Source organism: Pseudomonas sp. MF08875, assembly GCF_059862525.1.
Genome location: NZ_JCBCUW010000083.1, coordinates 1 through 12668, shown reverse-complemented (window position 1 = coordinate 12668; position 12668 = coordinate 1). Strand labels below are relative to the sequence as shown.

The window sequence follows — 12668 nt, the reverse complement described above, 5'->3', positions numbered from 1 at the left end:
GGCTGAAACCTTGGGCAAGGCCGAGTTGAAGGGTCGCACGTTCGGGGATACTGAGTTCGTGATAGGACATAGTGGCAGCACCGTACCGGAAAGGTCAGGTGTTGCACTCAGTTTTTGCGGCCGCCCCCTTTATTGTTCCTGCCTCGGTCAACGCCTCTATGATCAATTCTTTGGATACCCTGCCCAAGTAGTTACCAACGGTAGGAATAAAATGATCTTCCATTTTCAAATTGAGCGCTTGAGCATACTTCTCTGTAAGTTCTTTTGGCTCAATAGACAGACTTACAGACCGAGCGACTGCAAATGCCAACAGGGTATCTAGCTCCGCATCACTTAATGCTGTAAGAGCATCCCACAAGTCCCCATCAGCCGTTGGCAACGCCTCGACCAATTGATCACCGAGTGCAACAAACTCATCTTGTTTAACTTGCCCTGCTTCATCAGTAATCGGGCAACCTGTGCGGGCACCGTAACCGCTACTGATACCCATGTCCGTTGGTGAACCACTCCAATCACTGCGCGTGTCAGTAACGAACTTGCAGACAATTAGAATTTTTGCGGCCTTGGGATTAGTTGCCGTTACAAACTGTGCGGCTAAATTACGGTGCCCAAGTAAAGAGCGACGCAGTGCGTCACTGATTGTGTTGCCCTTACGCCCTGCGGGTTCAGTTTCCCGGCCACCTGAAAGGCGCTCCCCTTCTCCCAGGGCGGAAGTGACATTGGCACGATCTGCGGTACGGACCAGCCCCCGGTCAATGCGCAGCGAACCATAGTGCATGCTGATGATCGCGCCGGCATGCTCCATGACTTCCGGGGCAAATCCTTCTCTGGATGCCTGAATTTTCAGTATTTCAGCCTCCAGCGCGTCAACGCGCTCATCCAGTGCCTCGGCCTGCTCGTCGTCCCCAGCCTCCACGTGGCCTTCGATGGCGGTCTGTGTGTCTTCCAGTTCCTTTTCCAGCGCTTCAAGCTGGGCGGCTGACTCTGCTGACAAATCGGCCAGTTTCTTTGGTGCCCGCCCTAGGCGGTCAAACTGGGTGTAATCAAATTTCGGCCAGACCTCGATCCAACCCCAACCTTCTGCACGCACTTGCTCCCCCAGATCCTGTAGCTTCGCCTCGACCAGTACATCGAGTAGGGCGCCGTCAGATAGCAAGGTGCCCTGCCCGTCTTCTGCAAACAGGTCACGGCGCACACCACCACCGGCCTGCTCGTAGACCTCCACACCGCCTATGAACGCAACACGGGTGTCTTTGCTGGCATCTACCTCCGTTTCGATAACGGCGCGTCGTAGCGCGGCCGGGTCGTTGTTCCAGTGCTGGTCACGAACACGGTTCCACACCATTGTTTGGCGGTCATGATCATCCGTTGCGCACAGGGAAATCAGCTGTTCGGTTGTCAGCTCACCAACGCGGTATTCCTCGATCAATGCCGGAGCTGCTGCGCGTAGCTTGAGGCGGCGCTCAACAACCAGCGTCGTGACTCCGAAGCTGTCCGCGATGCGGTCGATGGTCCAGCCCTGCTCGGTCAATTCTTTGAACGCGTCGAACTCATCGGCCGGGTGCATGGCTTCACGGCTGAAGTTTTCAGTCAGACTGGCGGCCGTGACTGCATCCGCGCCGATAACCAAGCTGGCCGTGGGGTAGTCGTCTGGAAACTTGCCTTGTTCGACCAGTAGAGTGATCGCGTCAAACCGGCGACCTCCTGCCGCTACATCGAAGAATTCGCCGTTGACATGTACGACCAAGTTTTGCAAAAGCCCTTGGCCGGTCTGTTCGTGAGTGCTAAGGATGGAAGCTGCAAGGGACACAATTCCTGCTCGGTAACTGGCGGAATTGCGGCCAGTACGGCGGGCGTTTCTCTCGCTGCGGCGCAGACGGTTAAAGGGAATGACCGTGTTGTATGCGTTTGACATGAAATAACCCCTACAAGTGATGCCCGGAGCGGTAGCCGCCGCTCGTTTCGGGCTTCGGCGCCGGTGTGGCGCCGATGGGTTTATTATACATCCATCGCTATTTTATGTCACTACTTGTCACTACAACAACCATAAATAAATCATCTCACCCACCCACGCATTGAAGCGGTGCAAGCTACGCATTCACTAGTGCAGGACGGCACAAACCGCACTCCAACCGCCTCCGACGCGCTTTCCTGCTTTGGGCTTTGCTGCTGCCTTTCTGTGTGCCTGAGGTGGAGACATGGCTTCGCTGAGCCCTGTACCGTGGCATTTAGGGCGGTCTGGTGGGTAGGTGCAGACAAGAGGGGAATGCATGGCCACAGTGAAGGGCGTGCAGTGCGGGCTATGCCCGCGCGTAGAGCGTTCCGGCCGGAGGCCGAAGCGTTATGTGATTGAAGCCCGAAGGGTCGAGACGGGCCGGCTTCATGGCCTGGCTCGATGCGCAGCACGAAAGCACGGCCCCAAGCGCAGCGCAGGGGAACGCCCGGTACCAGGATCTGCAGAACGCCGGCAGAGCTGGAAGCCTGGAATCAGGGCGTTAGCTAAGGCAGTGTGATGGTAAAAGTAAGTCCATCGAGCGGCTTACCTGCAGCATGAAGTTCTTTAAGCGACTCCGAGATTTCCCCTAGCTGTGTAGCCACCTCGCCAGGGAACCACTCACCGACCTTTACCCAACCTTTAGGTAAAGACTCCATGTGGCCACGTATGCGCTTCATCAGCACACTAACATTTTGTCGATTCAACCCAACCTCAGCTGCTGCCTCAGAAATTGTGGCCCCCATCACCAGTACGAGCCGAGCAGCGGTAATCGATTTCGCGGAGTAAGGCCGTCGCTTATTGTGCGCAACCAGGACCTTCATCACACGCTCAAACTCTTCAGCGCTCATTTCTCCAGTACTGGGCGTGGGGCTGATCAAGCGCACCAGTTGAGCAATTTCACCTGGTGAATAGGCCACTTTGATTTGGGCGGCCATGATCTGCAGCTCTACTTCGTTGCGATTTGCAGGCATGGTGGTGTTTCCAGTTCATTGCCCAGGGAGAATCAACCCCATGGCGGGTGGTATGGTTGGTGTGTGATCCACGGCCGTACAGCCAAGAACAAGTTAACCTTACAACAAAACGTCACCACTTGTCACTACAAACAATTAAATTTAACCACACCTCAGAGTCCTGTGTATTATGATCAGGTGACTTTCGTTATCCCCTACAAGGGCGAAAGAAGCACCCAACCGATGGCCTAGCCGGGCCTACGGTTGAATGAGAGGCCCCCTACTTCGCGTCGGGGGCTTTTTTTTGAGCAAAAAAAACCGCTCTGACCGAAGCCAGAGCGGCCCACCTCTCAGCCTTTACAGGCCATCAAAGTAGTCTCGCAGCAGTTCGTAAACGTGATGAACACGTACACATACCACCACGAAGTCCCACGCACGTCTTAACTTAGACATACCTGGCCCTCCCGTAGTTGGGCCATACCTCCAGTGTGCTTACCGGAACACGCACACCTTCAGAAACACGCTAATGCTCCCTGTGAGGCGGCTGGGCTGATGGTCCTTCTGCATGTATCCGGCACGGGTCTCTAATCCGTGGCAGTCGGTCCAAAATTCGCGCGCTGGCCCGGCCAACCTCAAAGGTGACGAACGCGGAACACTCGCATTCTATGGAAAAAATCGACTTTGTGTTGCGGCGGATGGACGGTATAGAGCGACAGTACGTGGTAAATTGCCTCAAAGCCTTATGGCATAAGCCCTTCACGGGGTAGGATTTTTTTGACGAATAGCAGTTTTGCAACGCCCGTAGATCGTTATTTATGATTTTTCCTTGTAATTGCTTGTACCCGGGCGCTAGAATTCCTGCACACGCTAATGCTCCTTGTGAGAACGCAAGCCCGGCCTCTAACCGATCTTGCACGAAAAGACCGCCCTCTCTAAGGCGGTTTTTTTTCGTCTGCGTTTTTTCCGTTACACGGCCCCCGAGGATTCGCCATGTCGATCACCCTGGACCTCTCCCCGCTTGAGCTCGATGCCCTGGCCGACTTCCGCCGCCTGTACGCCGAGTTTCAGCGCACCACCTCCAGCACGCCCAGTCTGGAGCTGAACAAGCTGTACAGCGCTCTCAGTATCTCGGCGCAGCTCCTGGCCGAGGCCTTGGACAAAGCAGCTCGCGCCCAGGGCGTGTAGCCACAGCCAAAGCACGTCGGCAATCAATCAAAGCTCCAGCTCCAACTGGCGGGCCGTGGCCGCGTTGTCGACCGCCACATACAGCGCCTCGACAGTCGCCGGTGTCAGCGCCCGGGCTGACTCGACGCCTTCCACATAGCCTTCGGCGCGTTCGGTGGCCAGGCTCAGGGTCAATTGGTCTTTAGCTCGGGCCAGGCGCACCAGGTGATTTTCAATATGAGTGCGTATACCGGCCGGCAAGCTGGTGTCGGCCAGATAATCCAGGGCACTCAACGGCGCACCGCTGGCAGGTCACCCAGGATCGCCGCAAGGGTGGCCCAAGGGTCCAACTGTTCAGGATCTGCCAAGGTGCAGCCCTCGATATGCTCAAAGGACTTGGCCACGCTATGCCGGCGGCCAATCTGGCAGCCCAGGCAATGCACATAGGCGCCACGCAGCGCCCAACGTTCCCCCCAGGCAGTCAGACGCTCAGTGACAGCATTCACCTCGCGGCTACGGGCCACGGTGCCCCGAAGGGTTCCCAGTGGGTTTGGATCGACGTGCCGGTAACGTGAGGTCATAGGCCGCTGTCCTTACGGGCGAAACGCTCCTGAGCCTCATCCCAGGCTTTAACACGGGCCTCATGCAACGCCTCAAAGGTGGCTAGATCGATCACTTTGGCTTGCAGTAGCGCCCCGAGCCAGGCCAAGCCGTATTCGCTGGCCAACTCCAGGTCAGCTGCGTAAGTGGTGCGAATGCGATTCAAAATGTCGTTCCAGGCCTCCTGCAGGGAGCCTGTGGGCAGACCGGCGCCCTGAACGGGTTCGTCATGGGTGATAGTGAAGTGTTGCGAGCTGGCCAGTCCGGGGGTGTCGTTCATGGGGCACGTCCTTTACGAGTGTGGAGTCAGTGTGCGTAAAACCACTTTATGGGGTGCTGGTAGGCCAGTCCATGGGGGACTGGTAAACGATGGGTCTAAAAAGGCCTCAAGACCTACGGCAAACGTGGGCGCCTTTTAAACACAAGCGGCGTTATACGAAGTCCTGCGGCTTACCTTTCGGCGCCCAGCAGCTCAGCCCGCCGCGCCGCCGCAGTCGCGTCCAGCTCGACGGCCAATTGCCCTCCCACCGCTTCACTAATCAGCCCTTCGGCATGCAGCGCGGCAATCCAGCCGAGGCTGTGCATGCGCAGCGCAAACAGCTCATCACGGCGCTCGGCCTTGACGATATTCGCGATGTTGTGGCGCGCCCGCATCAGCAGGTCGGGGTGGTCGATTTCAATCATCGGCATGGCGGGGTCCTTTCTGTTCGTGAAAATCCCGGTACCAGGGACTTACCCTTTGGCCTGGGCTGCCGCGATGAGGGCTAAATCCAGATCTGGTTGAGCGATGCGGCTTATCTCATCCGCCAGGCGTAGCGCCGCTGTCACGCGCTCTTCCCGCAGGCTGTCGGTGTTCTGTTCGGCGGGGGCATACAGCCAAGCCCGATAGGCTTCCAGGCTACGCATCAGCGCGGCCTGGGCCTTGGCATCCAAGGTAAGGGTCAACAACGGGGTTTCAGTCGTACTCATGTTGGGGGGCCTTCCAGTCTGTGTTGTGTTGTTGGTTTTTGGTCGCAGCTTCCAGGCTGCGACCTTGACCGGGAAAAACCACCGAGCCGCCATCCGAGGCGCCAGGACCGCATGCACCTTGGCGTCAGCCATAGTCCGGTCTGCTTCGGCGTTGAACTCCCGCCACGGGTCAGCAGGATCGCCCAGCACCAAGGGCGAACCATCCTCATGGAACACCCGGCCATAGCAGCCAGAACAATAACGGCCCAAGTCAGCCGGGGCAGCCATGCAAAAGAGGCAGGTAGCCATCGCTTCTGGATCCTTACTAACAGTTGGTTCGTTATAGCGGCAGCTCGTAGTAACCCAACTCGCCGGGCTCCCATTGAATCGGGCGGCCGTCGAGGCCTTCGTACTCATCGATAGGACCGGCAATGGTATAATCGGCGCCTTCCCGTTCGTCCACCGCCTCCGGCGGACACGCCCAATTCGCCCTTTCTAGCCGTTTACGCGCCTGCTCCCAGCTTTCCCCCGGCCGGGCACCGGCTCGCACTTGGGCGTCGGTCAGCGGCGGCAGCTTTCCAGGTTCAATCGTATGCATAGACGGGATTCCTTTCGGCTATTTTGCCCTGATTTTAGGTTCAACGCGTGAAACCGACCGCCTACAATCGCGCTAGAGGCATTTTCCGGGCCTTGGCATGCCCAAGGCCAGCCAACAAAACCTACGTTGCTCCAGGAAGCGCATGCGCGGCAAGAAATGCTGCGTCAGCGCGACACGATCAAATCGTGTCAGCTATTACGTGTCCAGGATGCCTAAAATCTGTATATGGCACCCTCCCCTGCTTCTTAGAGCCATCAGCGCCGGTAGCTACACGCAATGAGCAAGCCTGTACACCCAGAATGAATTCAATAAGGAATCCCAAGTGGAATTCCTAAAGACACCATAGCTGGTATCATAAAAGAATTCAAATAGAATTCCAAATTGTATCCCTAATAGAATTCCATTTGGAATCCGCATAGAATCCAAATATAGTATCCTAAATGAATTCACAAAGAATTTATTTATGGATTCCTTTTGGAATTCCATGGAATTCATAGAGGATTTCATATATGGTTTCATTATGGAATTCAAAAGGAATTCCAAAAAGAATCCATTTAAGGTTTCAAGGGTTACCAACTACTGAGGGCCTGTGTATGCCAGTTATAGTTTTCGTCTCCCCTAAGGGCGGGGCGGGTAAGACCACTTCCGCTTTGGCACTCGCTGAGCAAATCGCACGGCGCGTACCGGTCACCGTTATTGATGCCGACCCGAATCACCCCATTAAGTCGTGGTCAGAGGGCGGTGACACCCCCAAAAACATGACAATCATCTCGGACGTTACCGACAAGACGATCGGTGAAACGATCGCAGACGCAGCTACAAAGACGCCTTTCGTGATCGTTGACCTGGAGGGCACAGCGGCCACCATCGTTGCGTATGCGATCGCGGAATCAGACTTTGTGGTCGTACCGACCCAAGGTTCGCAACTGGACGCTGAGCAGGCGAGTAGGGCGTTTGCGCTGATCCGGGCCCACGAACGAGGCATTCAGAAACATAAACCTGATTACAAACTGCCTTTCGCAGTTTTGTTCACACGCACATCTGCAGCGATTCAGACTCGGGATACAAGGCATATCCGCAAGAGCTTCAAAGCTGGGGGAATTCCGTTCTTTGAGACGGAACTGAATGAGCGGGCCGCATTCAAGGCAATGTTTTCCTACCGTCAGCCGCTTGAGTTGCTGCCAACTGACGAAGTCTCCAATGTCGGTAAGGCTATTGAGAACGCCGAAGCGTTCGCTCGGGAACTGATATCCAGAATCACCTCAGAGGCCCAGCCACAGCAAGAGAAGGTCACATCATGAGTCGCGTAGATCCGCTGGATAGCTTGAAAAGTTTTGAACCTAAGACAACCACTGAGCAGAAAGCAAAGCAAAGCAACGCAGAAGTGGAAGAAATGGCGAACCAACACGGGTTTGTCGGCCGACAGGTAACCCCTCTAATAGTCCCAGTTGACCGGTCAAAACGACGTCATAAAACCGGACGCAATGTCCAGATCAACATCAAAGGCGAGCAGGAAACCAAGGATGAGTTGTACCGCGTTGCTGACGATATCGATCAGCCGTTGGGGGAAACACTCAAGCGGGCCTTGGCAGCCTTACGACGTGAGCTGGAGACAGAACCACGTTAAGCGTCGGCCATAAGGGAGGGGGAGGGCAGTGAGATTGAACGTAGAGAAACTCAACGCTGCGGTGGTCAGCCTTTTGAGTAAGCGCAAAGGAAACAGCTGGTCTCGTCCAACTTTTCACCAGGTTCTTCACCAGGGGATGGTTGGCGGGGTCAGACTCGCACCTTGGATGCCGTTTGGATTGCTGCTGGTTGGTGCCTTAGGTGACTATGAAAACATGCGGCAGTATTTGCTGACAGCCACCACCGACCAAATGAGCCGTACGGTCTTGCTCAGCATCGCTGGTGGCTTCGTTTTCGGAGCGATAGCGCAAGTGCTGGTCGATATCGCCACACCTAAGCTGCCAAGCTACAGGGATGGAATACTTCAAAGCGATCGTTTACCAGCTGCTGCCTGGTACTGGGATTTACCACACGATGGGCGCGACTTGGCAATCCGAGAGGTGACAACTGCACGTTGCACACCGAATGCGGATACACGCTGGGCATTGGACGATCTGCTCAAGGAGTTGACACGTGGCGAGAATATGGGTGGTTCAGATCTGTTAGACCACAAGATCGGACGGCTGCTGAGGCTTCAGTCTCAACAGCTAAAACCTACCCAAAAGCTGGACGATGCGATCCAGTTATTGTCGTTACGCTACCGGGGTTTGCAATCCAGTTACGAATGGTCTGTGAAGACTGAAGAGTCCTCACCTGGATTTAAAGCCTTTGTGACCGTGCGGCCAACACCGAAAAACGGTGATCTAGAGGCTACACCATGGAGCCGTTGCTTGGTCGCAGAGGGTCCGTCAGAGGCTTTGGCCGTCACCATAGCAGCCATCACCCGCGAGACTTGGGCGTTCACAACCTGATGTCCAGTGGAGCGAAAACGTACGCTAAGGTGGCATCGCTCCAGAAAACGGATAATAAAGCACGTTAAGCGGTGGGCCGTGATCATGATGGCCCACACCGGCGCCAAATTGATCACTGGTACAGATTCATACACCGTGATCGCATCATGAACAAATTCATCAATTCCGGTCACTACACGACAAAACCCGCCGTATTGCTCGCAAGCCTGATAAGTGGTGATAAAATAGGTTATCACCAATTATTGCCGTTTATCGGCTTTAGGACCAGAGACGGCATTTGATGTTGTTTTTGTGACTATAGACGTGGCCAATGATCGCAGCCGAGTCAATCATGAGGACGACATGCAAGAACTGACGAAAGCCCAACATAATGATCAGCGTCGGCTCACTGCGGTCGAATTTCAGACGCTGGCCAAGGTTCCAGCCGCGGTCGAGTGGTTTGCCAACCTAGACAACCCTCGGACCCGACGTGCCTACCAAAATGACCTGGAAGACTTCTGCGGTTTTGTGGGATTGGCTTCGGCCGATGAATTTCGCGTGGTCACCCGATCACATGTTTTGGCCTGGCGCGCCCAGCTCGAGCATCGCGGTTTGGCAGGAGCGACGATCCGACGCAAATTGGCGGCGCTGGCCAGCCTCTTTGATCACCTTCTGGAGAGCAATGCGATCGCCGGGGGCAATCCAGTGCATGGGGTAAAACGTCCCAGGATAGAAAGCAATGAAGGCAAGACGCCGGCGTTGGGTGACCACCAGGCGAAGGCGCTGCTCGAGGCGCCGGATGAAACAACACTTAAAGGGCAGCGCGACCGGGCGCTATTGGCTGTTCTTCTCTATCACGGACTGCGCCGTGAAGAAGCGGCGCTGCTGCAGGTGAGCGACATTCAGGAGCGCCGCGGTATTCAGCATCTGAAGGTTCACGGCAAGGGCGGCAAGGTGCGATACCTCCCGTTGCACCCGATCGCAGCCGGGCGTATTCATCAGTACCTGGAAAACTCAGAGCATCATCTGGCCGAACGGAAGGTGCCACTGTTCATGCCGCTGCGAGGTAAATTGACCGGCGCCGGTATCACGGCAAACGGCATCTATGCCGTCGTCACGGCCTACGCGAAAAAGGCCGGGATTGAGGTCGACGGCCTTGGGGTTCATGGACTCCGAGCAACGGCAGCCACCAACGCCTTGGAGCATGAAGCCGATATCGCCAAGGTCCAGGCCTGGCTGGGTCATGCCAACATCAGCACGACCAAGATCTACGATCGGCGGGAGAACCGGCCGGAGGATTCACCCACCTATAAAGTGAAGTATTAATTGAAGTGATCGAGGCCTAAGCGGCAGCTCACCCACGCGCACTGCCAAGGATGTGGTGCAACGCTGCCCATGGATGATGACCTTCCACATCGCTGGCTGGACAGGTGTCGGCATGTAGAAAGGGGCTTTCGCAGTCTTCCAGCGCTTGGCTTTCCATGCAGCCAGTGCATACAGCACGTCCGGCAACGATCGACCATCGACCGTTCCATTCCTCAACACCTCGTTCAGTCTCCACTGTTTCGACTCCTCAGCGTACGTTTGTTAGATGCTGAAGGTAGCGCTGTGCGGGCCGGTTTGATACGCCCAAAACCATACCCTTGTTTGAGTTGTAAGCCATGCGCACCAACCAACAAAGCGACGCCTGTTGGTCGGCTTATTAACGGCAGCTTTCGGCCATAAGCAGACCTTCGCCCGCATATTTACGATGCCCTACCGTTCTAATTGGCGTTGCCTCAGAATATCGGTCCACTAGCGGCTGGATGGAACCACCATGCGCATCGTCACAGACTCCCGGCCAAACGAAATCCTCAGGCTGGCGTTACGGGAATACGTCCAGGGTGTACCGTACCTCGGCCCCATTTTTCGTTGAAATGTTCCATCAAAGATTTATGAGGCGTGGCGGCTGTATGTTGGCGAAAATATCAGGTGTGTATTCTTCTGGTTTGCGCCACTGACAAAGCCAGTGGCGTAAGCCAGCCTATTAATTATTTGACGTTACGGCTTGGCAACGTGCCAGACTTGGTTGACGCCGTCACCGGTTGTATCCCCTGGCTTGGTATCTTTGACCCAGCTGTAAAGTGGCATGCCTTTGTATGCCCATTGTTTTGTGCCATCGTCTCGAGTGACGACAGAGTAATCATGACCCGCTTTAGCGTCTGCGGATACCGGTAAAGGTGGCCAGTTTGAAGCGCATGGCCCATTGCAGACCGACTTGCCCGAGGTGTCCTTACCGAAGGTATAAAGAGTCATTCCTTTCGCGTCTACGAGTACTTTTCCCTTGTCCGTTTCAGCAAGCTTGACTGGCGCATCGGCGAGCGCCAAACCCGACATGCAGCTGGCGGCAACAGCGACGGTGAGAATCATCTTTTTGAACATATGTATTTCCTTTGGTCATTTTTAATTTTTAGAAGACCCACCTGCTTTTGAAACGGCAAGCGATCAGACAGTAGACGAGCCACAAACAGGTTAATTCGATTCCGTAGAAAAAACGTCCCGATATCATTTTTTGCTGGAATGCTGGGCTCCCCCCCGGACCCTGTGCCTTCCTCAATTGAGCAAAGCGACGCTCACGGTCAAGCATCACTAGCTCATCTCAATGAGCGACGGCGATTCATCATCCAGGACTCATCACTTTCACTCATTATTATTCACTTGGTCGTGGAGTATCAGCAGGCCCCATGAAGGCCTGCGCTATTCAATCAGTCGGCCTTGAGCGTCGACACCACCTTGTTGCTGGCGAGATCGACTGTGGAGATACTCAAGTCCTCATTGAGGACATACGCCTTCGACTTGTCTTTGGTGAAGACAATGGCCTGGCGGGGTGCCTTCAAACCGGTCACAGTGGTGGTCACTTTCAGCGTTTTGGTGTCGATCACTGAAAGGCTGTTGTCACCGAGGTTACCCGAGTAGACGTGCAGCCCGTCTGGAGTGAGGGCTGCGCCGTAGGGGTCTTTGCCAACCATGACGGTGGTTGTGATGGCGCGTTTTTGAGTGTCGACAACTGCGATGCTGTTACTGCCGCTGTTAGCCGCGTACAGCGTATTGCCGTCCGCCGATATGGAGATGGCGCGCAACTTGTTGAAGCCAGTGATCTCACCTTCAATCGTATTGGTCTTGCTGTCGACCAAGGTAATTTTGTCCCCAAGAAAGTTGGTGACATAGACGGTTTTGCCGTCAGGGCTTACTCGGATGCCCTGGCGCGGTTGGGAGAAGCCAGGTACCACAGCTACTGGCCGCTGGTGATCAAGGTCAATGACCGACAGCGTGCTGGCCGCTTCATTGTTGACGTAGAGCAGGCTTCCGTCCTTGCTGAGTGTGGTACCAAAAGCACCTGCACCCAACGGAATATCTGCGATCACTTTTAAAGTCTTGGTGTCAATCTTGCGCACGACCCCCAAACTGCTGTCGGAGAGGTAGAACACATCGCCAGTTGGCGAAAACACAATATTTCGCGGCGTGACGTAGCCGGTGAGAACCTGGCGAACCTTACCGGTTTTCAAATCATAAACCACTACATCTGGACGCTGACTGTAAGAGACCACCGCCGTCGTTTCATCAGGGCTGACGGCCAGCGAGTTGTTGTGAATATCGCCGTCAAACGTCCAGCGATCTTGCGCGGCCCACGCGCTCATCGATGCGGCCAACGCAACACCCAACGTCAGGGCTGTGACGGTTTTCTTTATCACATTCATCAGAGTTTCCTCATAGGGTAAGCAAGGCACCCAGTCGCGCCTTGGCATATACAACTCGTTCATCGCTGCAGGGCAATGAGTTGACTTTATGCGTCCTGAATTCAACACATAAGTGCAACGCTCACCCCTGTATGCACTTCGTACGGCGTCTTCCAGCCCAAGCGCTTGCGCGGGCGTAGATTGATCCTCGCTACTGTCCGATTGACGGCTTCGACGGTC

At 55.2% G+C, this 12668-nt stretch carries 15 protein-coding genes and 1 pseudogene; 5 read left to right on the top strand and 11 right to left on the bottom strand.

The window, feature by feature from the left end; translation table 11 throughout:
* Positions 1–94 precede the first annotated feature (94 nt).
* Complete coding sequence (locus AC19YT_RS27335) at positions 95–1915, bottom strand: ParB/RepB/Spo0J family partition protein (RefSeq protein ID WP_500611328.1); 1821 nt, start codon at positions 1913–1915, stop codon at positions 95–97.
* Between the two features lie 584 nt (positions 1916–2499).
* Positions 2500–2967, bottom strand: coding sequence for a TrfB-related DNA-binding protein (locus AC19YT_RS27330; RefSeq protein WP_048402831.1), 468 nt, complete (start codon positions 2965–2967; stop codon positions 2500–2502).
* A 969-nt stretch (positions 2968–3936) separates the two neighbouring features.
* Between AC19YT_RS27330 and AC19YT_RS27325 the strand changes: the two genes are divergently transcribed.
* Positions 3937–4131, top strand: coding sequence for a hypothetical protein (locus AC19YT_RS27325; RefSeq protein WP_048402833.1), 195 nt, complete (start codon positions 3937–3939; stop codon positions 4129–4131).
* 27 nt (positions 4132–4158) lie between these two features.
* Here the strand turns inward: AC19YT_RS27325 and AC19YT_RS27320 are convergent, their stop codons facing one another.
* From AC19YT_RS27320 to AC19YT_RS27295, 6 genes are all read right to left on the bottom strand, one after another.
* Positions 4159–4404, bottom strand: a complete 246-nt coding sequence (locus AC19YT_RS27320; RefSeq protein WP_053221387.1) for a hypothetical protein — start codon at positions 4402–4404, stop codon at positions 4159–4161.
* Positions 4401–4691: a hypothetical protein gene (locus tag AC19YT_RS27315; RefSeq protein WP_048402835.1), complete on the bottom strand. Its 291-nt coding sequence runs from the start codon at positions 4689–4691 to the stop codon at positions 4401–4403. The genes AC19YT_RS27320 and AC19YT_RS27315 overlap by 4 nt, the downstream gene beginning before the upstream one ends.
* On the bottom strand, positions 4688–4990 hold the full coding sequence (locus tag AC19YT_RS27310) for a hypothetical protein (protein WP_048402838.1): 303 nt from the start codon (positions 4988–4990) through the stop codon (positions 4688–4690). The genes AC19YT_RS27315 and AC19YT_RS27310 overlap by 4 nt, the downstream gene beginning before the upstream one ends.
* A gap of 170 nt (positions 4991–5160) precedes the next feature.
* Positions 5161–5400 carry a hypothetical protein gene (locus tag AC19YT_RS27305; protein ID WP_048402840.1) on the bottom strand — a complete coding sequence of 80 codons (240 nt, stop codon included), beginning with the start codon at positions 5398–5400 and terminating at the stop codon, positions 5161–5163.
* 42 nt (positions 5401–5442) lie between these two features.
* Positions 5443–5679 (bottom strand): hypothetical protein, encoded by a 237-nt coding sequence (locus AC19YT_RS27300; RefSeq protein WP_146015177.1) that lies wholly within the window; start codon positions 5677–5679, stop codon positions 5443–5445.
* 319 nt (positions 5680–5998) lie between these two features.
* Entirely contained in the window at positions 5999–6256 is a 258-nt protein-coding gene (locus AC19YT_RS27295; RefSeq protein WP_048402843.1) for a hypothetical protein, read from the bottom strand.
* Positions 6257–6765: 509 nt separating this feature from the next.
* Here AC19YT_RS27295 and AC19YT_RS27290 point away from each other — a divergent pair.
* The 4 genes from AC19YT_RS27290 (at position 6766) to AC19YT_RS27275 (ending at position 10038) form a co-directional block, all read left to right on the top strand.
* Entirely contained in the window at positions 6766–7557 is a 792-nt protein-coding gene (locus AC19YT_RS27290) for a nucleotide-binding protein (protein WP_228392765.1), read from the top strand.
* Positions 7554–7883, top strand: coding sequence for a hypothetical protein (locus tag AC19YT_RS27285; RefSeq protein WP_048402847.1), 330 nt, complete (start codon positions 7554–7556; stop codon positions 7881–7883). The genes AC19YT_RS27290 and AC19YT_RS27285 overlap by 4 nt, the downstream gene beginning before the upstream one ends.
* Before the next feature lie 34 nt (positions 7884–7917).
* Positions 7918–8733, top strand: coding sequence for a hypothetical protein (locus AC19YT_RS27280; RefSeq protein WP_141651446.1), 816 nt, complete (start codon positions 7918–7920; stop codon positions 8731–8733).
* Positions 8734–9075: 342 nt separating this feature from the next.
* A complete protein-coding gene (locus AC19YT_RS27275; RefSeq protein WP_048402851.1) occupies positions 9076–10038 on the top strand; it encodes a tyrosine-type recombinase/integrase in 963 nt (320 codons plus the stop codon).
* A 714-nt stretch (positions 10039–10752) separates the two neighbouring features.
* Here AC19YT_RS27275 and AC19YT_RS27270 read toward each other — a convergent pair.
* The 3 genes and pseudogenes from AC19YT_RS27270 to AC19YT_RS27260 form a co-directional block, all read right to left on the bottom strand.
* Positions 10753–11133 carry a COG4315 family predicted lipoprotein gene (locus AC19YT_RS27270; RefSeq protein ID WP_005895472.1) on the bottom strand — a complete coding sequence of 127 codons (381 nt, stop codon included), beginning with the start codon at positions 11131–11133 and terminating at the stop codon, positions 10753–10755.
* Positions 11134–11456: 323 nt separating this feature from the next.
* A complete protein-coding gene (locus AC19YT_RS27265) occupies positions 11457–12449 on the bottom strand; it encodes a beta-propeller fold lactonase family protein (protein ID WP_042928567.1) in 993 nt (330 codons plus the stop codon).
* Positions 12450–12550: 101 nt separating this feature from the next.
* Positions 12551–12668: pseudogene (locus AC19YT_RS27260) on the bottom strand (IS30 family transposase); the annotation flags it as partial.